The following is an 18,977-nucleotide window of genomic DNA, read 5'->3' as shown; positions in this document are numbered from 1 at the left end:
CCTTATTCCTGCCCCTTCAACTGCAACGCCCGCTCATACAGGGCGTTTTTCTTGCGCCCCGTGATTTGCGCCGTCAGATTCGCCGCCTGCTTGACGCTGCATTCGGCCAGCAGGATGTTGAGGATGCGTTCCGCTTCCACGTCTTCCGCGTCCTGCGCTTGCGTGGCGCCTTCCAGCAGGACGACGAACTCTCCCTTTTCGCGGTGCGCGTCGGCACGGATCCAGCTTTCCGCTTCCGACAGGGGGCAGCGGTGGATTTCCTCGAACAGTTTCGTCAGTTCGCGCGCGAACACCACCTGGCGCGTCGGCTCGAACGCTTCCACCAGGGCCGTGGCGCAATCGAGGATGCGGTGCGGCGCTTCATAGAACACCATGGTCGCCGTCACGCCGCGCAGGCTGTGCAAGATGTTTTCGCGCTGCTTGGCCTTGGCCGGCAGGAAGCCGACAAAGTAGAACTGGTCATTCAACAAGCCGCTGGCGGAGATGGCCGTGATCGCCGCCGACGGGCCGGGCAGGGGCAGCACGCGCAAACCGGCCGCACGCACGGCGTCGACGATGCGCGCGCCGGGGTCGGACACGGCGGGCGTGCCCGCGTCGGAAACGAGGGCGATGCGCTCGCCGGCGTGCAGGCGCGCGATCAAGGTCTGCGCCACTTCGCGCTCATTATGTTGATGCGCCGCAATCAATGGCTTGTTCAAGCCGAAGCGCGTCAGCAGGTGCGCCGTGTTGCGCGTATCTTCACAGGCGACGGCATCGGCAAGGCTCAGCAAGTGCAGCGCGCGCAGGCTGATATCGGTCACATTACCGATGGGCGTGGCCACTATATACAATGTTGCGATAGGATAGACCTGGTGCGCCGCCTCTGTCATGATGGGCAGGCTGGCGATGGAACTGATTTCTTGTACGGTCATTTTGGAGGTTGAATGCTTGCTAATAGTGTGAAGTTACTGCTTGTTTGTGCCGCGACCGGCATGCTGAGCGCTTGCAGCACGCCTTGCGACGCGCCCGGGCAATTGTGCGCGCCTATTGAATCTAACACAAGGGCGCTGCCGCCACCGAAGCCGCTGCCGCCTCCCGTGCCGCCCAAGCCGCCCGCGCCCGAACCGGTCACGTTTGCCGTGGCCGTGCCCGATATTACCGCGTACGACGGCAGCGGCGCGCCGCTGGCGCCCACCACCACCAAGCCGGCAACGGGCACGCCGCAGGACATGCCGGCCGCCACGGCACCGGCGCCGTCCGACGGCAATCTGCACCACATCGGCCTGCTGCTGCCGCTGCGCTCGGCGTCCCTGGGCCCGGCCGCCGAACTGCTGCGCGCCGGTTTCATGGCCGCGTATGAGCGCGACCGCAGCGGCTTCGAAGTAACGGTGATCGACACGGGCGACGGCAGCAGCGACGTGCTGAACAAGTTTGCGCAAGCGCAAGAGGAACAGGACGTCGTCGTCGGACCGTTGTCGCGCTCGGCCGTGACGGCCGTGGCGAACAGCGATCTGGTACGCAAGCCGACGATCGCCCTGAACCACCCGGACAACCGCGGCGAAGCGCGCCTGCCGGCCAAGCTGCTGGTGATGGGCCTGTCGATCGAGGCGGAAGCGCGCCAGGTCGCCGCCTGGGCCGCCAGCGAACAGCCGGGCGCCAGCGCGCTGATCCTGTCGGCCGGTTCGCCTTCGCAGCGCCGCATCAGCGCCGCCTTCAAGCAGGAATGGCTGCGCCAAGGCGGCAAAGTCGATGTGATGGACTTGACGGCCACGAATGGCTACCTGAGCGATGCGGAACTGGTGCAGCTGCGCGCGCGCCTGGCCGCCACGCCGCCGGGCCTGCTGTTTGCCGCGCTCGACGCCGACCAGGCGCGCCAGCTGCGCGTGGCCATCGGCAGCGACCTGCCCCTGTATGGCACCTCGTCACTGAACCCCGGCGCCGGGCGCGGCGCCAGCGGTCCCGAACTCGACGGCGCGCGCCTGCTGGACCTGCCATGGCAGGTGCGGCGCGACCATCCGCAAGTGATGGTGTATCCGCAACCGCCGCAACCGGCCGACGCCCGCCTGACGGCCGACATGGAACGCCTGTACGCGCTGGGCATCGACGCCTTCCGCGTGGCGCGCGAAGTGGCGCTGCGGCCAAACGCGCCATTCACGCTCGACGGCGTGACGGGCCGCCTGGCCGTGCGCTTTGAGAATGATCAAAGCGTGTTCGAACGCACGGAACAGGCCGCCACCTACCAGCAGGGCGTGCTGGGCACCTGGCCACCGGCTCCGCCGCCACCTGCCACCATGCCGCCGGTACAATAAGGACACCGCCATGCCGCCCTTCTGGAACAAACGGGAACGGGGACGGCAGGGGGAAGACGATGCGCTCGCGTATCTGTTGCTGCAAGGCTTGGTGCTGCTGGAACGCAATTATCTGTGCAAGGGCGGCGAACTGGACCTGATCATGCGCGATGGGCCGTCCGTCGTCTTCGTCGAAGTGCGGCTGCGCAGCAGTGCCAGCTTCGGCGGCGCCCTGGCCAGCATCACGCCCGCCAAGCAGCGGCGCATGGTGGTGGCCGCGCAAACCTGGCTGCTGGGACAAAAAACCGTGCCGCCATGCCGCTTCGACGCGCTGGCCATCGATGGCGGGCGCATCAGCTGGCTGAAGAACATCCTCGATATGTAAGCATTTTTAACAGTGCTTGTCCGCCATGCCGCGCGCCTGCACTATAATCGGCAGACTATGAATAATCAACGCATCCTCTCGCACTTCCACGAAAGTGCCGAACTCAAGATCCAGGCAGCCACCGTACTGGCGCAACCCATTGCGCAGGCGATCGACCTGATGTTTTATGCATTGTCCAACGGCAACAAGATCCTCGCCTGCGGCAACGGCGGTTCCGCCGCCGATTGCCAGCATTTCGCGGCCGAGCTGGTCGGGCGCTTCGAACGCGAGCGCTTTCCGCTGCCGGCCCTGGCGCTGACGACGGATACGTCGATCCTGACGGCCGTGGCCAACGACTACAGCTACCGCGAGATCTTCTCGAAGCAGGTGCAGGCCTTCGGCCAGGCCGGCGACATCCTGCTGGCCATCTCCACGTCGGGCAATTCGGCCAACGTGATGGCGGCCGTGGAAGCGGCGCTCGAGCGCGAAATGCGCGTCGTGGCGCTGACGGGCAAGGACGGCGGCGCCATCGGCAAGATGCTGACGGACGCCGACGTGCATATCTGCGTGCCGGCCGAGCGCACGGCGCGCATCCAGGAAGTCCACCTGACCACCATACATTGCATCTGCGACGGCATCGACGTCGCGCTATTCGGAGGAGACGTGAATGACTAAATTCGGTACTGGCCCAGGCTGGAAACGCGTACAACGCCCGCTGGCCACCGCACTGCTGTGCGGCGCCATGCTCACTTCGCTCACCGGCTGCATCGAACTGATGGTCGGCGGCGCGGTGATGGGCGGCGTTGCCGCGGCGGACCGCCGCACCCTGGGCGCCCAGACCGAAGACAAGTCGATCGCCGTCAAGGGCGAGGCGCGCATCCCGTCCATCGTCGGCGATGCGGGCCACGTGAATGTCACCAGCTTCAACCGCCGCGTCCTGCTGACGGGCGAAGTGCGCGACGAGGCGATGAAAAATGCCGTCGAGCGCGAAGTGCGCAATATCGAGGGCGTGGAGTCGGTGGCCAATGAATTGATCATCGCCGGCCCGGCCAGCTATACCTCGCGCTCGAACGACGCGCTGATCACCACCAAGGTCAAGGCCAGCCTGGTCGACATGAAAACCATCTCGGCCGCCTCGTTCAAGGTCGTCACGGAAAACGGCACCGTCTTCCTGATGGGCCGCGTGACCCAGCGCGAAGGCACGGTCGCGGCCGACGTGGCGCGCGGCGTGGGCGGCGTGCAGAAAGTGGTCAAGCTGTTCGACTACATTTCGGAAGCGGAACTGAAGCAATTGCAGCCCGATCCGCCGCAGCAGCGCACGACCAGCACGGTCAGCGATACGGTCCAGCAATAAACGCCTCCGCCGTTTGACCTACGGCGCCAGACTGACGATGCGTCTATAATGGCCGCATCGTTGCTCTACATTAGTGAAACTTTGCCATGTCCACTTCGCCCTCCGCAAGCAAGTCCTGGATCAAGCCAGCCCTCATCGCCGTGTTCGTGGCGGGCGTGGCGGCGGCCGGCTATCTGTCGCTGAACGACAAGCAACGCGCGCCGGACGTGACTTTCCACGGCATCCATGGCGAGAAAATTACCTCGGCCAGCCTGCGCGGCAAGGTGGTGATGGTCAATTTCTGGGCCACTTCGTGCACCACCTGCGTGGCGGAAATGCCGGACATGGTCGACACCTACAACAAGTACAAGGGGCAGGGCCTGGAATTCGTGGCCGTGGCCATGAAATACGATCCGGCCAACTACGTGCTGAATTTCGCCGAAACGCGCCAGCTGCCGTTCAAGGTGGCGCTCGACGTGACGGGCGAAGCGGCCAAGGCCTACGGCGACGTCGCCCTCACACCCACCACCTTCGTGCTCGACAAACAGGGCAAGATCCTCAAGCGCTACGTGGGCAAGCCGGAATTTGCCGAACTGCATAAGTTGCTCGAAACGGCCATCGCGGGATAACACGGCACAAAACCCTGTTGCCAAGCGTTGTCAATCTGTTATAACCTTCCCAGGCGTGATCCCATTCACCTTGTGAAGGCCAGCCGTGTCCCCAGCCGCTCAATCGCTCGACCCGCAGCAACTGAAAACCTGGCTGCTTGCCACCGGGAACAAGGACGCCACGGCGTTCCGCCAGCTATATAACTCCACCTCATCGAAACTGTTTGGCTTCGCGCTGCGTATATTGCATAAGCAAGAGCTCGCTGAAGAAGCCTTGCAAGAGGGCTTCGTCGCCATCTGGAACAACGCCGCCGCTTACCAGAGCCATCTGGCCGCGCCGATGACCTGGATGGCCACCATCGTGCGCAACAAGGCGTTCGATGTGCTGCGGCGCAGCGACGATACCGTGGAAATCGATGCCGAACAGTTTGATAGCGAAGTCATGAATGCACTCCGGGACCCCCAGGCCACGCCGATCGAATCACTGCAGCTGAGCGGTGACGCCAAGGCGCTGGCGTTTTGCATGTCGGCCCTGGAAGGGCTGCACCGGCAGGTGGTCGCCCTGGCCTTCTATCACGACCTGTCGCACAGCGAAGTGGCGCAGCAGATGTCGCTGCCGATCGGCACCGTGAAGACTTGGATACGCCGCAGCCTGGAACGGCTGCGCACGTGCCTGGCGAAACGGGAGGCATCATGAATATCCGCGGCAATGACGCGCTGCGCCAGAAACTGGCGTCCGAATACGTGCTGGGCACCCTGAAAGGGGGCGCGCGGCGGCGTTTCGAAGGCTGGCTGCACAACGACGCCGACTTGCGCAATATCACGGCCGAATGGCGCCAGCGCCTGGAACCGATGGCGGAGTTCGCCACGCCCGTGGCGCCGCCCAAGCGCGTGTGGCAGCAGATCGAGCAGCGCCTGCACCTGAAGCCGCAGGGCGGCTGGTCCTTGTTCCGCGATTCGCTGTCGTTCTGGCGTGGCCTGGGCATGGCGTCGAGCGCCATCGCCGCGCTGCTGGTGATCGTCGTGGCCACGCGCGTGATGGACGCGCCGCAGATCAGCTATATCGCCAGCCTGACGGACGAGAAGGCGCAAACGGCATTGCTGCTGACGGCCGACAGCCGCCACGGCGCGCTCGAAGTGCGCATGGTGGGCAACGCTCCCGTGCCTGCCGACCGCGACCTGGAACTGTGGGCCGTGCCGAAGAGCGGCAAGCCGCGCTCCCTGGGTTTACTCGCCGACAAGGGCAACGTGAAACTGGCCCTGTCCCAGCGCGCCATCGGCAACGACGTGGCCTTGCTGGCCGTCACCCTGGAGCCGAAAGGCGGTTCGCCGAATCCGAACGGACCGACGGGACCAATCTTGTATAAAGGTAACTGGGTAAAAATTTAACCCTAACGCAAAAATCCGGGGTCAGACCCGTCGGGTCTGACCCCAGCAGTTGATTTGGGTTGCTTACCTTACTTTGGATACAGAATCATCTGCGTACAGCGGAACAGGGCAATCGTCTTGCCCGTTTCCTTGCTTTTCACCACGGCATCCCACACTTGCGTGTTGCGGCCCTTGTGCTCGACCTTGGCCGTGCAGGTGAGCGTGCCTTCACGGGCCGTGCCCAGGTGGTTCGATTTCAGTTCGATGGTGGTGAAATTCGTCGCGCCTTCGGGCAGGTTGACGATGCAGCCATAGCCGGACGCCGTGTCGGCCAGGGTCACGACGCTGCCCGCGTGCAAGTAGCCGTTCGGCGCCAGCAGGTGGGGCAGCACGGGCAATTCCGCCGTCAGCTGGCCGTCGCCCACGGCCGTGATGACGATGCCCAGGTGGCCGGGCAGGCGGCCCGTGCCGCGTTCATTCAACATTGCTACGGTGATGTCGGGATTGCTCATGCTGGTCCTTGTGCGGGTGAGTCCGGACAGCGGATCTGCCGGAAAATACTATGATGATAGCAACTTTCCCCGCAACGGTTTGAGCGCAGTTATTTTTTGCCGCGCCGCCGTTTCCACCACACCAGGGTCCCCGTCAGCAGGAACAGCAAGGGCATCAGGCCGAACAAGGTAATGAAGGCGCGCCCGGCCACGCCGAAGGCCTGGCCCGAATGCAGGGGGTATTGCCAGCCCAGGAAAACGTCTCCGGCCGGCGCCCGCAAGGGATCGCGTATGCGCAGGGGCAAGCCGCTGCGCGCATCGAGGGTGATGCGCGTGGCGCCATCGCCCTCGGCGATTTCGCCGGGCTGGCGCACGCGCACGTCGTACGGCTGGTCCTTTTTCGCCGGCAACACGATGCGCGACACGCGCGCCTGCGGATACAGCTGCTGCGCGGTGGCCATGGCCTGGCCCGCATCGAGCACGGCGCCGTCCTGCTGCACATTCTTGAGTTTTGCCGTGTCCGGCACCGTTGACACGAGCTCCACCAGGGGCACGATCAATTGCGGCAAATTGAAATAGATGCCGGAAAAGGCGAGCACGGCCAGCACGGGCGCGGCAAAGAAGCCGGCCGCCTTGTGCATCGTATAGTGAAAGCGCGGCCAGGAGCCGCCATGCGACACCGTCAGGGCGCGCTTGATCGCCGTCCACTGCAGGCGCGGCCACCACAGGTAAATGCCGCTCAAGGCCATCAGCAGCAGCATCACGCCCGAGATACCCGTGATGGTCTTGCCCACGTCGCCGGACAATAAATAGCGGTGCAAATGAAACATGCCCGACATCAGCAATGGGCGCGAGAGGCCGAAGCGTCCCCAGTCGCGCTCGCCTTTGACTTGCAAGGTGTAGGGATCGACCATCACCTGGCGCACGATGGCCTGGCTGAAGAGGGATGGCTTGCCTGGCTGGCGGTACGAGGCCACGTACACGTCGCGCGCGTCGGCGGGCGGATTGAGCTGGCTCGGCTTGCCATAGGCGGGGTCGGCCGTGAGCTCATCCACCACCGTCTGCAGCGTGCGCGGCGTCACCTGGAACACCTGGCCAGGTGCGGGCGTGCTCGCCTGTAACAAGTTGGGATTCAGGTAAGCGTCGAGTTCCGGCATCCAGGCGATGGCGGAACCCGTCAAGCCCAGCAGGACGAACAGGGCGCCGAACCACAGCCCCACGTACAGGTGCAGTTTGCTGAGCAACCACTTGATCGAGCGTTGTGACATGGAAACTTTGGGAAATTTGGGCTGCGAAACGATAGCATGAAAGCCCCACAGTGAAAATCATGCACGGTCAGAAAGCGGCAAACCGAACAACACGCTCATGCGAACGTCTGAAATAGGATAAAACGAGCGTTTCGGCACCATCAGCGAGCGCATCGGCATCGCGCGGTTATGTTGCGCGACATACACTTTCCCATATACTTATCGAAAGGAAAATTATGACCCCCTCCCGCCTCTTCGCCGCCACCTTGGGCCTCGCTCTGCACCTGGGCGCGCACGCCACCGATTTCACGGTCACCAGCACCGACATCGCCCCCGGCCAGCGCCTGGCGAGCGCGCAAGTGTTCCAGGGCTTCGGCTGCACGGGCGGCAACCTGTCGCCGCAATTGTCGTGGAGCAATGCCCCGGCCGGCACGAAAAGCTACGCCATCACCCTGTACGATCCGGACGCGCCCACGGGCAGCGGCTGGTGGCACTGGAGCGTGTTCAATGTGCCGACCAGCACCACGTCCTTGCCTGCGGGAACGACAACCGCCACCTTGCCGGCCGGCGCCGTGCAAGGGCGCAACGATTACGGCGACAGCGCCTATGGCGGCGCCTGCCCGCCACCGGGCGACCAGGCCCACCGCTACCAGATCACGGTGTGGGCGCTGAAAACGGACAAGCTGCCCTTGGACCAGGGCGCCAGCGGCGCCATGCTGGGCTACATGCTCAACGCCAACGCGCTGGGCAAGGCACAGCTGACGGGACTGTATGGCAGATGACATGGAAGCGGTGGCCCTGAGCGAGCTGCGCATCGCCCACGGCACCATCGAGGCGCGCCGCGCGCAAACCCTGCGCCGCGTGCCCGTCTTCCAGAGCGCCCTGTGCCGCGTGCGGCAGGGAACGAAATTGCTGGAATGGGGTGCGCGCCAGGCGCGCGCCGGCACGCACGACGTGGTGCTGATGCCGGCCGGGCAGGAACTGGGCGTGGCCAACCTGCCCGGCGCACAAGGCTACCGCGCGGAAGTGCTGAGTTTTTCGCCGGCCCTGATCGCCCGTTTCCGCGCGCGCCATGGCGGCCTCGTCGATACCCAGCTGCGCCAGGCGGCCACGGCCAGCCTGTGCGTGCCGCTCGACCCGCACGCGGCACTGGCCTGGGACCAGCTGACGGCCAGCCTGGCGAGCAGCACACCGCCCGCGCTGCTGGCGCACCAGGCGGAAGGCTTGCTGCTGGCCCTGGCACTGGGCGGCCATTGCGGCCCGCTGTTGCTGGACCGCCGCGATCCGCTGGCCGCGCGCGTGCAGCAAGTGCTGCTGCTGGACCCGGGCGCCGACTGGAGCGTGGCCAAGGTCGCCAGCCATCTGCACCTGGGCGCCTCCACCCTGCGCCGCCAGCTGGCCCTGGAACAGCGCCATTTCCGCGCCATCCTGGAAGACGTACGCCTGGGACTGGCCTTGCAGGAATTACAATCTGGCATCTTACCCATCGGCGACATCGCCGCCGCCTGCGGCTATGCCTCGCCATCGCGCTTCGCGGCCCGTTTCCGCCAGCATTACGGCCTGTCGCCGCGCGACCTGCGCGCCACCTTGTAAGCCCGCTCTGGCGCAAATCAAGCAACAAGCGCTGACAGCGCGGCGATTTTCTTGCTACTATGCGCCCATGTCTTCCCGCCAGCCATCCCGCAAGCCTTACCCGGCGTCCGCCCTCGCGCGCACGCCGTGGCAGCTGTGCGTGGCGCTGTTCAGTGCGCTGGCCCTCGTGTTCCTGCTGTCGACGGCCGCCTCGCACCTGCACAAGACGACGCTCGACGCGGAAGAGTGCGCGCTGTGCGCCACGGTCATCGACAAGGTGGCCGACATCGCCGTGCCGCCGGCCATCGCCGAGCCGCCCGCCCAGTTACTGCCGTACCGCCTGCTGGCCCTCGCGCCCGCTACCCTGGCGCCCGTCGCCGTCCTCGTCCTGCCGCCCGTGCGCGGCCCGCCTGCCGCCTCACTGTAGTTCCCACGCTGTTTTTATCCTTTTCAGGCTGCCCCTTGCCGCGCTTTGATGCGCGCCGGGCCGCCTGGCGTTGACTATTTTCGAGGTTTACCATGCAACACACTCCACGTCTGAGCGCGCTGTCGCTCGCCCTTGCCAGCCTGTTTACCGTTTCCGCCCATGCCGCCGAGCCTGCCGAAGCCAGTAGCGATACCGCCCCACCGGAAATGCAAAAGGTGGAAGTCACCTCCGCCCATCTGAAAAGCGCGCGCATCGAACTGTCGCCGAAAGTCGGCACCACCATCTACAGCATCGACAGCCACATGGTCGACATGCTGGGCCAGGGCGACAACACGCCGTTCAATGAAGTGCTGCTGCGCCTGCCGGGCGTGTCGCAGGATTCGAAGGGCTCCGGCGCCCTGCACGTGCGCGACGACCATGCCAACGTACAATACCGCATCAACGGCGTGCAGTTGCCCGAAAGCATCAGCGGCTTCGGCCAGTCGATCGACACGCGATTGATCGACAAGACGGATTTCATGACGGGCGCCTTGCCGGCCCAGTTCGGCCTGCGCACGGCCGGCATCGTCGATATTGAAACGAAGGAGGGCGGCATGACGCCGGGCGGGCGCATCGGCATCATGGTCGGCAGCCACGACCATGTGGAGCCGAGTGCCGAATTTTTCGGCAGCGTGGGCAAGTTCAATTACTACCTGTCCGGCAGCTATCTGGGCAATGCCCTGGGCGTGGAAAACCCGCAAGCCACGCGCAGCGCCCTGCACGACAAGACGCGCCAGAACAAATCGTTCGGCAGCCTGTCGTATTTCCTCGATGACAACACGCGCCTGGGCGCCATGTTCGGCACCTATAACGGCCGCTTCCAGATCCCGAACAACCCGGACCAGGCGCCGGGCTTCTCGCTGGCCGGCCACAGCAATGCGCAGGCGGGCACGTCCAGCATCCCTTCCTCGCAGCTGAATGAAAACCAGCGCGAAGTGAACCGTTTTCTCGTGCTGTCGCTGCAAAAAAGCCTGGGCGACGTCAATTATCAGGTGTCGGCCTTCCACCAGTATTCGGAACTGCACTTCACGCCCGACGCCATCGGCGACCTGATCTACAACGGCGTGGCCTCGGACTCGCGCCGCGCGAACAGCGCTTCCGGTGCCCAGTTCGACATCAGCTACAAGTTGCACCAGGACCACACCGTGCGCGCCGGCCTGGCCTACACGCGCCAGAAAACGACCAGCGACAACACGGTGGCCGTCTTCCCCGCCATGGACGGCGCGCAAACTTCCACCACGCCGATCAGCATTCTGGACAACAGCGGCAAGACAGGCACCCTGGCCAGTGTCTACCTGCAGGATGAATGGCATATCAGCAAACCGCTGACCCTGAACTACGGCGTGCGCTTCGACAAGGTCTCGGCCTACACGAACGAGCAGCAATGGAGCCCCCGCGTCAACCTGGCGTACCAGATCGCGCCGGGCACGGCCCTGCACGCCGGCTATTCGCGCTACTTCACGCCGCCGCCGCAGGAACTGGCCGCCCAGGGCAGCATCGACCTGTACGCGAACACGACGAATGCGCCGGCAATCGGCCGGTCCGACAACGTCAAGGCCGAGCGCACGCATTACTACGATATCGGCATCAGCCACCAGGTCAATTCAAAACTGACCGTGACGGCCGATGTGTACTATAAAAAGATCAACAATCTGCTCGACGAAGGCCAGTTCGGCCAGGCGTTGATCCTGACGCCGTTCAACTATGCGGACGGCTACGCCAAGGGCCTGGAGCTGTCTGCCATCTACAGCGAGAAAAACTGGGGCCTGTTCCTCAACGCCAGCACGCAAAAGGCGCAGGGCCGCAACATCAATTCGGGGCAAGCCCTGTTTGGCGCCGATGAGTTGAACTACATCAGCCAGCACTATGTCTACCTCGATCATGACCAGAAATACACGCTGTCGGGTGGCGGCCACTATCACTTCGGCGATTCGCAAGTGAGCGCTGACTTCCTCTACGGCAGCGGCCTGCGCATGACGCCGGAGGGCGGCGCACCGAATTCCGGCCATTTGCCCAGTTACTTCACCGTCAACACGGCGCTCACGCACACGTGGAAGAACACGCCGGTGGGCAAGGTGGAAGGACGGCTGGCCCTGATCAACCTGTTCGACAAGTCGTATTTGCTGCGCGACGGTTCCGGCGTGGGCGTGGGAGCGCCGCAGTATGGCGCCCGCCGCAGCATCTACGCCGGCCTGTCCACCAGTTTTTAACACCTGACAGTACCTACTGCGCGGCGTGGGGCGCGGCCTCCGATGCTCACTGTGCTAAAGCACAGCTGCGCTTCTCGGCCACGCCGCACATCCGCTCGCTACGGTTCTGTCCAGGTGTTGTAAGTCGCGCGAAGACAGCGGCAGGGAGCAACGCCTGCCGCTGTCGGTTGCCGTTAAGAAACGATCTCGTGGCGTCTATCGGGATGCTGTTTTAATGGGGAATATCGGCGATGGGTAGCAGCATGGTCAGCGGATCATCGGGGAGGGGCGTAAAACCATACTGTTGATAAAACTGCGTGCCTTGCGGCTCTTTGGCATCGACAAACAGGGCAAAACCGCCCACCTCCGCTGCGACCGATTGCACACGCTTCATGGCCGCTACCAGCAGCAATCGGCCAAAGCCGCGACGCTGATGCCGCTGCGCGACAGCAAGCCGCGCCAAGGTAAAGCCGGGTACGTTGCTGGGCAACTTCTTCATCATGGCGATGGGAATAGCCTCTCTGGGGGTCATGGTACGAATCGCCAGTGAAAAATAGCCAATAATTTCCGTAGGATCAGTTTCATCGACCAGCACGAACGTTCGCGATGCGCCATGCCGCTGATGCTGCCTTGCTATTGTCTGCAACCACGTATCCAATACCGGTGTGCCGCAATGAAACCTTGTTACATCATGTATTGCTTTCAGTGCTGTCACGAAGTACGCCATTCTCTACTTTCTGTGCATAATTTTCAAAAGCCTTCGTCAAAGCCGCATTCGGCCCCTGCGGGTTTTCCAGCAAATCGATCATCATGGCGGCGTCACGACGGGAATAGCGGATCAGGTATTCGCGATCGATGATCATTTCCGCCTTTTCCAATGCAGCTTGCACGAGGAATTGATTCAAGGTAGCGCCAGTCAGCTCAGCCGCTTCTTGAAGTTTCTCGGCAATTGAGCCGGAAACCCTGGCCGTAATACGGCCGCGTTCTTCAGTCACACTCATTATTTAGCTCGTGTCGTCGGGTTTGTTCGGGTGTCGTCGGGTATCCCAATGAGCATAGCACATGATGGGGACAAAGCAACCCTTACTGGAGACAAAATGTCACCATTATTCATTGCCCCATTTGATTTCGGCATGATGATGCGCCTGCAGATACGCATTTGCCTGGCTGAACGGCTTACTGCCAAAGAAACCTTTGCTGGCCGACAAGGGAGATGGATGGGGCGCTGCCAGCACCAGGTGCTTGCCGGGGTCGATCAGGGTGCGTTTGGCTTGCGCATAGCCGCCCCACAGGATGAACACGAGGTGTTCGCGCTCGGCGGACAGGTGGCGGATGGCGCTGTCCGTCAGCTTTTCCCACCCCTTGGCCGCGTGCGAACCGGCCGCCCCCGCGCGCACCGTCAGCACGCTGTTGAGCAGGAACACGCCTTGCTGCGCCCAATCGGACAAATCCGTGCGCGTGCGCGCCACGCCCACGTCGCTGTGTAATTCCTTGAAGATATTCTGCAGGCTAGGCTGCGGCGGCGTGCCTTCGGGAATCGAAAAGCACAGCCCCATGGCGGCACCGGGCGTGTGATACGGGTCTTGCCCCAGGATCACGACTTTGACTTGCTCGAACGGCGTCAGGTCGAAGGCGCGAAAAATGTATTTACCCGGAGGAAAACACGGCCCCGCCGCGTACTCTTCCTTCACGAAGGCGGCCAGGCGCTCCCAGTAGGGCTGGGCAAACTCCCCCTCCAGCCGCGCCTTCCACGATGCGTCGATGCGTACGTCCATGCGTCACCTCATAGCTTATTCATCAACCATGCTTTTCCAGCATGCCAGTATAGGACGCTCAGCCGCATGAGGTGGACACGATACGAACAGGCAAAAAAAAAAGCCGCCACGCTATCGCGGGCGGCTTTGATGTGGCGCAAACGGCTTAGAAATTCAGCGCCGATTCCACGCCGGCGCTGTGCGCCTGTTCATCCGCGTGGTACGAGCTGCGCACCATGGCGCCCACGGCGGCGTGGGTGAAGCCCATTTTATAGGCTTCCTCTTCGAACATTTTAAACACGTCCGGGTGCACGTAGCGGCGCACGGGCAGGTGGCTGTTCGATGGCGCCAGGTACTGGCCGATGGTCAGCATGTCGATGTCGTGCTCGCGCATGTCGCGCATCACTTGCAGGATTTCCTCGTCCGTCTCGCCCAGGCCCACCATGATGCCGGACTTGGTTTTGACGTCCGGGTACATGGCCTTGAAATCCTTCAGCAGTTTCAGCGAGTGCATGTAGTCGGAACCAGGGCGTGCTTCCTTGTACAGGCGCGGTGCCGTTTCCAGGTTGTGGTTCATGACGTCAGGCAAGCCATCCTTGAACAGATCCAGGGCTTTTTCCAGGCGGCCACGGAAGTCGGGCACCAGCACTTCGATGCGGGTGTTCGGCGACAGGGCGCGCGTTTGCTGGATGCACTCGACGAAATGGCCGGCGCCGCCGTCGCGCAAGTCATCGCGGTCGACGGAGGTGATGACAACGTAGTTCAGGCGCAGCTTGGCGATGGTTTTCGACAGGTTGGCCGGCTCTTCCTTGTCCAGCGGGTCCGGACGGCCGTGGCCGACGTCGCAGAACGGGCAGCGGCGCGTGCACTTGTCGCCCATGATCATGAAGGTGGCCGTGCCCTTGCCGAAGCACTCGCCGATGTTCGGGCAGCTGGCTTCCTCGCACACGGTCACGAGCTTGTTTTCGCGCAGGATGTCCTTGATTTCATAGAAACGGGTCGAAGCCGAAGCGGCCTTGACGCGGATCCAGTCCGGCTTTTTCAGGCGCTCGATCTGCTCGATCGGGACGATCTTGATCGGGATGCGCGAAGTCTTGCTGGCGCCTTTTTGCTTTTCGCTCGGGTTGTAGGCGGGAGCGGCGGGGGCGGTGCTGGAAATGGTCTCAGAAGTCATGGCTGCAAGCCCTTGACGGGCATGTTGGTTTGTTTGCTCAGGCATCCGCTGCCTGAGGCGCGCCTGCGGCGCTGTTTACTTCGCTTACATCGAGTAATACGGTCAATTCCTGGGCCAGGGCCCGCTGCACCTCGGCCAGCGGCGCCGTGACGCCCATGCTGCGCATGTCCACCGTCTTCAGGCCGGAATAGCCGCAAGGGTTAATCCAGGAAAACGGCGCCAGGTCCATCGCCACGTTGAGCGATACGCCATGGTAGGTGCAGCCGTTGCCGCGCACTTTCAATCCCAGCGCGGCGATCTTCGCACCCTTGTCTGGCCCGCCGGCAATATAGATGCCTGGCGCGCCATCGATGCGCTCGCCAGCGAGATTATACGCCGCCAGCACGTTGATGATGGCTTGCTCGATTTTATGCACGAACTGGCGCGCATACAGCTTGCCGCCCGGCTTGTTGCGGCGCAAGTCCATCAGCAGGTAAATCACCACCTGGCCGGGGCCGTGGAAGGTGACTTCGCCACCCCGGTCCGTCTGCACCACGGGCACACTCTCGGCGCCGGCCAGCAGATGGCCGCGGTCGGCCGCCAGGCCCAACGTAAAGACGGGCGGATGCTCGACGATCCACAGTTCGTCGCGCGTGTCCGTCGTGCGCGCGTCGGTAAAGGCGCGCATGGCGGCAAAGGTCGGCTCGTAATCGACGCGGCCCAGCTCGCGGATCAGCGCCGTTTCGGTGCGGGTGGTGGTCATGACAGATTCTGTAATCAGCTGCCGGCGCCCTGCGGACGCTGCGGCGAAGCCGTGATTATAAGCCAGGCCGCCGTTTCATTCAGCCGCGGGCGCCGGCGACAACAGCAATCTGCCCAATTTTTGTGCAGCGTGGCGCACCTGGGCCAGGCTCAGGGCCGTGTAACCGAGCAGCACGGCCGGCGCCAGCCTGGCGCTGTGGCAAAAGTCGCCGAGCGGCTGCAGCGCCAGCCCGTCCTGCGCCGCGCGCGCGCAAAACGCCCGTTCGTCGCCATCGGTCGGCAGCCACAGCACGCAATGAAAACCCGCTTGCTGGCCGGAAATCGTGTAGCGCCCGGGCGCCGTCTGCTCGAGGCAGGCCAGCAGCAGGTCGCGCCGCTCCTTGTAGGCCAGTCGCGCCTGGCGCAGATGGCGCACGAAAGCGCCTTCTTCCATCCAGGCGGCCAGCGCCAGCTGTTCCGTCACGCCCACGGACCTGCCCGTCAATTGCACGATGCGCAGCAGCTGCGGGCGCAAGGCGGGCGGCAGCACCATGAAGCCCACGCGCAGGCCGGCAAACAGGGTCTTGTTGAAACTGCCGCAATAAATCACGCGCTGGTACTGGTCCAGTGCCTTCAGGGCCGCCAGCGGCGCGCTGTGGTAATTGAATTCGCTGTCGTAATCGTCTTCCACCACCCAGGCGCCGCTGTCGTTCGCCCATTCCAGCAAGGCCAGGCGGCGCGTGACGGACATGGTCACGCCCAGCGGCGACTGGTGCGCCGGCGTCACATAGGCAAGGCTGGCGTCCGTGTGCGCGGCCAGGGCGGCGCAATCGATGCCCTCGGCGTCGACGGCAATATCCACGGGCACGGCGCCGGCCAGGGCGAACAGGGCGCGCGCAGCCGGGTACCCCGGTTCTTCCAGGCACACCTTGTCGCCATCGCGCACGATGCCGCGCGCCAGCAAGTCGATCGCGTGGCGGATGCCGGTCGTGACAACGATATCTTGCGGGTCGCAGCGGATGCCACGGTACTTGGCGAGGAAGTCGGCGATCTGCTGGCGCAGCTGGGGCAAGCCGGCCGGATCAGCGCTGCACAGCTGCTCCGGCGTGGCGGCCGCCAGCGCCCGCGTGGCGCACTTGGACCAGGCTGCCATGGGAAACAGGCTGGCGTCGGCGCGCCGCGCCACGAAGGGCAAGCCGTCGCGCACACCCGTGTCCGGGGCGGGCGCGGGCACGCTGGCCGGCGCGGCCGGGGCGGCATCGCCGAAGCCTGCCATCAGGAAGCGCTCCGGCACCACTGCGCACACGCGCGTGCCGGAACCGGGCACGCGCGTCACATACGCTTCCGCGTGCAGGCGGTCGAACACGGTTTCGATGGTGCCGCGCGACAACTCCCACCGTTCGGCCAGGGTGCGGCTCGATGGCAGCCGGCTGCCCGCCGGCAGCATCTTCGTCAGGATGGCCGAGCGCAGCGCTTCATACGCGCCATCCTGCTTGTTGACGCCTGCCTTGTCGAGCCAGCTGGTGGGACGAGGCAAGTCCAGGGCGTGCGGTGATTTTCCTCGCGGCATGATGATCGTCCAAGTGGTCCAATGAGTTTTCTGATGAGTGGCACTTCGCATTACACCACAACCAACCTACTCTCACCGTTCCGGTGCGCCAGCGGGGCGCACGTTTGCAAGGATCGTATAAAACAATGCAGAAACACATCGCTTTATGGGCCTGGGGCGGCATCGTGCTGCTGCTGGTCTGCCTGTCGCGCATCAGCATCGACATCTATCTCCCTTCGCTGCCGGCCATGGCCGATGCCCTGCATGCCAGCGATGCCCAGTTACAACTGACCCTGAGCCTGTTCATGGCCGGCTCCGCCGCCTCGATGCTCGCCTGCGGGCCGCTGGCCGACCGCTACGGACGCCGACCCGTGCTGCTGGCCGGCACGGGCATTTTTGTGCTCGCCAGCATCGTCTGCACCTTCACCAGCGATGTGCACGTGCTGATCGCCGCGCGCGTGCTGCAGGCGTTCGGCGGCTGCAGCGGCACCATCATCGGCCGGGTCATGGTGCGCGACCGCTTCGATCCCGCCACGCAGGCGCGCATGCTGGGCAGAATATCGATGGCGATGGGCTTGTCACCGATCCTGGCGCCGCTGGCCGGCAGCGTGCTCGACGCGGCGTTCGGCTGGCGCGCCGTGTTTGGCGTGCTGTGCCTGCTGGGTGCGCTGTCGCTGTGGCTGATCGCCGCCTGGGTGCCGGAAACCAAGCCGGCCAGCGTCGTACCACAGGGCAATACCCTGGCGCTGTACTACCGCCTGCTGGGCGACAGATATTTCCTGCGCTATGCGCTGGCCATCGGCTGCGTGTATTGCACGTATTTCCCCTTCATTGCGGAATCGTCCGTGCTGTTGCAAAGGGGCATGCACCTGTCGCCCGGCGCGTATGCGCTGGTGTTCGGGCTGACGGTGAGCGGCTATATCGCGGGGTCGAGCCTGTTCCGGGCGCTGGGACCGCGCCTGGGCGCCGATCACATGCTGGGCGTGGCGGTGCTGCTGAATGTGGCGGGGGCGGCCAGCCTGTTGCTGGCGGGTACGTTGGCGCCGCAGCACGTGGCGTCGCTGGTGGCGCCCATGCTGCTGGTGATGGTGTCGGTAGGCATGGCGATTCCCGCCTGCCAGCTGGCCGTGCTGCAGCCGTATGGCGCCCAGGCGGGCAGCGCCTCGGGCCTGTTCTTCTTCGTGCAGATGGCCATCACGGCCGCCTGCGGCGCCGTCATCGCCGCCATCACGGACGGCAGCGAAAAACCGCTGCTGTGGGTGACGGCGGCGGCCAGCGGCGCCTTTGCCGGCGTCTGGCTGCTCACGAAGAGCCGGGCCAGCGTGGCGGCAGCCAGCCTTACATGACGATCTTGACCATCGGGTGGCCCGACAGCGCCATGTACAGGGCGTCGAGCTGCTCGCGGCTGATGGCGCGCACGGTCACGGTCAGGCCCGTGTAATTGCCCTTGCCCGATGGACGCTCTTCCATGCGGCCCACATGGAAGGTCGGATCGTGGCTGATGACCAGCTCGAGCATGGTCGGCGCGAAATCGACATGCGTCGGACCCATGATCTTGATGGGAAAATCGCTCGGGTATTCGATCAGCGATTCGCTGGGAGGAATCGTCACTTCGGTCGGTGGGGTGGTTTGCATGGGAAATCCAATCAGTGCCGGTCAGAACAGGCAGCGCTTATCGCGCGGCGGCTGCATAAAGGCGTATTGTAGCCAACTTTTGCAGCGCCTGCGCCGGCCGCCATGGCCCCAGGGGCGCGGAAAAAAAAAGCCAGCTGGGTAAGCTGGCGAAAACTATTTCGTTTGGACAAAATAGCCGGAAAAGTCGATGCTGTCACTTGGAGGATAAGCAGTGGCCGTACTGTAGCCAAACCACGGCAG

Annotated in this window: 22 protein-coding genes; 12 read left to right on the top strand and 10 right to left on the bottom strand. The window is 64.0% G+C overall.

All coding sequences use genetic code 11. The annotated features are described in order from the left end of the window. Positions 1 to 2: 2 nt before the first annotated feature. The gene (gene rsmI / locus IGS60_RS11765) at positions 3 to 911 is read right to left on the bottom strand and encodes a 16S rRNA (cytidine(1402)-2'-O)-methyltransferase (RefSeq protein WP_070223188.1); all 909 of its coding nucleotides are present in this window, start codon (positions 909 to 911) and stop codon (positions 3 to 5) included. Between the two features lie 165 nt (positions 912 to 1,076). Between rsmI and IGS60_RS11760 the strand changes: the two genes are divergently transcribed. From IGS60_RS11760 to IGS60_RS11730, 7 genes are all read left to right on the top strand, one after another. Continuing rightward, a complete protein-coding gene (locus tag IGS60_RS11760; protein ID WP_230504463.1) occupies positions 1,077 to 2,288 on the top strand; it encodes a penicillin-binding protein activator in 1,212 nt (403 codons plus the stop codon). A 10-nt stretch (positions 2,289 to 2,298) separates the two neighbouring features. Then, positions 2,299 to 2,652 carry a YraN family protein gene (locus IGS60_RS11755; protein ID WP_070223192.1) on the top strand — a complete coding sequence of 118 codons (354 nt, stop codon included), beginning with the start codon at positions 2,299 to 2,301 and terminating at the stop codon, positions 2,650 to 2,652. 57 nt (positions 2,653 to 2,709) lie between these two features. Then, positions 2,710 to 3,306, top strand: a complete 597-nt coding sequence (locus tag IGS60_RS11750) for a phosphoheptose isomerase (protein WP_034752465.1) — start codon at positions 2,710 to 2,712, stop codon at positions 3,304 to 3,306. Then, positions 3,299 to 3,985 (top strand): BON domain-containing protein, encoded by a 687-nt coding sequence (locus IGS60_RS11745; protein WP_070223194.1) that lies wholly within the window; start codon positions 3,299 to 3,301, stop codon positions 3,983 to 3,985. Before IGS60_RS11750 ends, IGS60_RS11745 begins: the two co-directional genes overlap by 8 nt. Positions 3,986 to 4,071: 86 nt before the next feature. Then, complete coding sequence (locus IGS60_RS11740; RefSeq protein ID WP_070223196.1) at positions 4,072 to 4,593, top strand: peroxiredoxin; 522 nt, start codon at positions 4,072 to 4,074, stop codon at positions 4,591 to 4,593. Between the two features lie 85 nt (positions 4,594 to 4,678). After that, positions 4,679 to 5,269, top strand: coding sequence for a sigma-70 family RNA polymerase sigma factor (locus IGS60_RS11735; protein WP_070312662.1), 591 nt, complete (start codon positions 4,679 to 4,681; stop codon positions 5,267 to 5,269). Next, positions 5,266 to 5,961 (top strand): anti-sigma factor, encoded by a 696-nt coding sequence (locus IGS60_RS11730; protein ID WP_230504460.1) that lies wholly within the window; start codon positions 5,266 to 5,268, stop codon positions 5,959 to 5,961. The genes IGS60_RS11735 and IGS60_RS11730 overlap by 4 nt, the downstream gene beginning before the upstream one ends. 68 nt (positions 5,962 to 6,029) lie before the next feature. Here the strand turns inward: IGS60_RS11730 and IGS60_RS11725 are convergent, their stop codons facing one another. Both IGS60_RS11725 and IGS60_RS11720 read right to left on the bottom strand, forming a co-directional pair. After that, complete coding sequence (locus tag IGS60_RS11725; RefSeq protein ID WP_070288962.1) at positions 6,030 to 6,452, bottom strand: PaaI family thioesterase; 423 nt, start codon at positions 6,450 to 6,452, stop codon at positions 6,030 to 6,032. A gap of 89 nt (positions 6,453 to 6,541) precedes the next feature. Beyond that, positions 6,542 to 7,699 (bottom strand): PepSY domain-containing protein, encoded by a 1,158-nt coding sequence (locus IGS60_RS11720; RefSeq protein WP_230504458.1) that lies wholly within the window; start codon positions 7,697 to 7,699, stop codon positions 6,542 to 6,544. 215 nt (positions 7,700 to 7,914) lie between these two features. Between IGS60_RS11720 and IGS60_RS11715 the strand changes: the two genes are divergently transcribed. The 4 genes from IGS60_RS11715 (at position 7,915) to IGS60_RS11700 (ending at position 11,926) form a co-directional block, all read left to right on the top strand. Next, positions 7,915 to 8,460, top strand: a complete 546-nt coding sequence (locus IGS60_RS11715; protein WP_230504456.1) for a YbhB/YbcL family Raf kinase inhibitor-like protein — start codon at positions 7,915 to 7,917, stop codon at positions 8,458 to 8,460. Next, positions 8,450 to 9,271: a helix-turn-helix transcriptional regulator gene (locus IGS60_RS11710; RefSeq protein ID WP_230504454.1), complete on the top strand. Its 822-nt coding sequence runs from the start codon at positions 8,450 to 8,452 to the stop codon at positions 9,269 to 9,271. Before IGS60_RS11715 ends, IGS60_RS11710 begins: the two co-directional genes overlap by 11 nt. Positions 9,272 to 9,338: 67 nt before the next feature. After that, entirely contained in the window at positions 9,339 to 9,677 is a 339-nt protein-coding gene (locus IGS60_RS11705) for a hypothetical protein (RefSeq protein WP_070223211.1), read from the top strand. 92 nt (positions 9,678 to 9,769) lie between these two features. Then, on the top strand, positions 9,770 to 11,926 hold the full coding sequence (locus IGS60_RS11700) for a TonB-dependent receptor (protein WP_230504452.1): 2,157 nt from the start codon (positions 9,770 to 9,772) through the stop codon (positions 11,924 to 11,926). A 211-nt stretch (positions 11,927 to 12,137) separates the two neighbouring features. Here IGS60_RS11700 and IGS60_RS11695 read toward each other — a convergent pair whose 3' ends face one another. The 6 genes from IGS60_RS11695 to IGS60_RS11670 all read right to left on the bottom strand — a co-directional run bounded on the left by IGS60_RS11695 (position 12,138) and on the right by IGS60_RS11670 (position 17,123). Continuing rightward, entirely contained in the window at positions 12,138 to 12,620 is a 483-nt protein-coding gene (locus tag IGS60_RS11695) for a GNAT family N-acetyltransferase (RefSeq protein ID WP_230504450.1), read from the bottom strand. After that, complete coding sequence (locus IGS60_RS11690; protein ID WP_071650246.1) at positions 12,595 to 12,906, bottom strand: DUF1778 domain-containing protein; 312 nt, start codon at positions 12,904 to 12,906, stop codon at positions 12,595 to 12,597. Before IGS60_RS11690 ends, IGS60_RS11695 begins: the two co-directional genes overlap by 26 nt. 105 nt (positions 12,907 to 13,011) lie before the next feature. Further along, the gene (ung, locus tag IGS60_RS11685; RefSeq protein ID WP_070288957.1) at positions 13,012 to 13,680 is read right to left on the bottom strand and encodes a uracil-DNA glycosylase; all 669 of its coding nucleotides are present in this window, start codon (positions 13,678 to 13,680) and stop codon (positions 13,012 to 13,014) included. A 145-nt stretch (positions 13,681 to 13,825) separates the two neighbouring features. Next, the gene (lipA, locus tag IGS60_RS11680) at positions 13,826 to 14,833 is read right to left on the bottom strand and encodes a lipoyl synthase (RefSeq protein WP_101483288.1); all 1,008 of its coding nucleotides are present in this window, start codon (positions 14,831 to 14,833) and stop codon (positions 13,826 to 13,828) included. A 37-nt stretch (positions 14,834 to 14,870) separates the two neighbouring features. Next, positions 14,871 to 15,575, bottom strand: a complete 705-nt coding sequence (lipB, locus tag IGS60_RS11675; RefSeq protein WP_230504448.1) for a lipoyl(octanoyl) transferase LipB — start codon at positions 15,573 to 15,575, stop codon at positions 14,871 to 14,873. 75 nt (positions 15,576 to 15,650) lie between these two features. After that, complete coding sequence (locus IGS60_RS11670; RefSeq protein WP_230504446.1) at positions 15,651 to 17,123, bottom strand: PLP-dependent aminotransferase family protein; 1,473 nt, start codon at positions 17,121 to 17,123, stop codon at positions 15,651 to 15,653. A 125-nt stretch (positions 17,124 to 17,248) separates the two neighbouring features. On the opposite strand from IGS60_RS11670, the gene IGS60_RS11665 reads away from it, so the two are divergent. Continuing rightward, entirely contained in the window at positions 17,249 to 18,448 is a 1,200-nt protein-coding gene (locus IGS60_RS11665) for a multidrug effflux MFS transporter (RefSeq protein WP_230504444.1), read from the top strand. On the opposite strand, the gene IGS60_RS11660 is transcribed toward IGS60_RS11665, so the two are convergent. Continuing rightward, positions 18,441 to 18,737, bottom strand: a complete 297-nt coding sequence (locus IGS60_RS11660; RefSeq protein ID WP_070223235.1) for a DUF493 family protein — start codon at positions 18,735 to 18,737, stop codon at positions 18,441 to 18,443. The two genes, IGS60_RS11665 and IGS60_RS11660, sit on opposite strands and share 8 nt — an antisense overlap. Positions 18,738 to 18,977: the final 240 nt, after the last annotated feature.

It is taken from the genome of Janthinobacterium sp. FW305-128 (assembly GCF_020858135.1).
Lineage (GTDB): Bacteria > Pseudomonadota > Gammaproteobacteria > Burkholderiales > Burkholderiaceae_D > Janthinobacterium.
Note: the sequence above shows the minus strand (reverse complement) of the source record. Positions and strands in the feature narration are given on the sequence as shown.

Excerpts from the sequence above, each read along its gene's own strand:
- rsmI (WP_070223188.1), bottom strand. The coding sequence starts at position 911 with ATGACCGTACAAGAAATCAGTTCCATCGCCAGCCTGCCCATCATGACA.
- IGS60_RS11755 (WP_070223192.1), top strand. The coding sequence starts at position 2,299 with ATGCCGCCCTTCTGGAACAAACGGGAACGGGGACGGCAGGGGGAAGAC.
- IGS60_RS11750 (WP_034752465.1), top strand. The coding sequence starts at position 2,710 with ATGAATAATCAACGCATCCTCTCGCACTTCCACGAAAGTGCCGAACTC.
- IGS60_RS11745 (WP_070223194.1), top strand. The coding sequence starts at position 3,299 with ATGACTAAATTCGGTACTGGCCCAGGCTGGAAACGCGTACAACGCCCG.
- IGS60_RS11740 (WP_070223196.1), top strand. The coding sequence starts at position 4,072 with ATGTCCACTTCGCCCTCCGCAAGCAAGTCCTGGATCAAGCCAGCCCTC.
- IGS60_RS11730 (WP_230504460.1), top strand. The coding sequence starts at position 5,266 with ATGAATATCCGCGGCAATGACGCGCTGCGCCAGAAACTGGCGTCCGAA.
- IGS60_RS11725 (WP_070288962.1), bottom strand. The coding sequence starts at position 6,452 with ATGAGCAATCCCGACATCACCGTAGCAATGTTGAATGAACGCGGCACG.
- IGS60_RS11720 (WP_230504458.1), bottom strand. The coding sequence starts at position 7,699 with ATGTCACAACGCTCGATCAAGTGGTTGCTCAGCAAACTGCACCTGTAC.
- IGS60_RS11715 (WP_230504456.1), top strand. The coding sequence starts at position 7,915 with ATGACCCCCTCCCGCCTCTTCGCCGCCACCTTGGGCCTCGCTCTGCAC.
- IGS60_RS11710 (WP_230504454.1), top strand. The coding sequence starts at position 8,450 with ATGGCAGATGACATGGAAGCGGTGGCCCTGAGCGAGCTGCGCATCGCC.
- IGS60_RS11705 (WP_070223211.1), top strand. The coding sequence starts at position 9,339 with ATGTCTTCCCGCCAGCCATCCCGCAAGCCTTACCCGGCGTCCGCCCTC.
- IGS60_RS11700 (WP_230504452.1), top strand. The coding sequence starts at position 9,770 with ATGCAACACACTCCACGTCTGAGCGCGCTGTCGCTCGCCCTTGCCAGC.
- IGS60_RS11690 (WP_071650246.1), bottom strand. The coding sequence starts at position 12,906 with ATGAGTGTGACTGAAGAACGCGGCCGTATTACGGCCAGGGTTTCCGGC.
- ung (WP_070288957.1), bottom strand. The coding sequence starts at position 13,680 with ATGGACGTACGCATCGACGCATCGTGGAAGGCGCGGCTGGAGGGGGAG.
- lipA (WP_101483288.1), bottom strand. The coding sequence starts at position 14,833 with ATGACTTCTGAGACCATTTCCAGCACCGCCCCCGCCGCTCCCGCCTAC.
- lipB (WP_230504448.1), bottom strand. The coding sequence starts at position 15,575 with ATGACCACCACCCGCACCGAAACGGCGCTGATCCGCGAGCTGGGCCGC.
- IGS60_RS11670 (WP_230504446.1), bottom strand. The coding sequence starts at position 17,123 with ATGCCGCGAGGAAAATCACCGCACGCCCTGGACTTGCCTCGTCCCACC.
- IGS60_RS11665 (WP_230504444.1), top strand. The coding sequence starts at position 17,249 with ATGCAGAAACACATCGCTTTATGGGCCTGGGGCGGCATCGTGCTGCTG.
- IGS60_RS11660 (WP_070223235.1), bottom strand. The coding sequence starts at position 18,737 with ATGCAAACCACCCCACCGACCGAAGTGACGATTCCTCCCAGCGAATCG.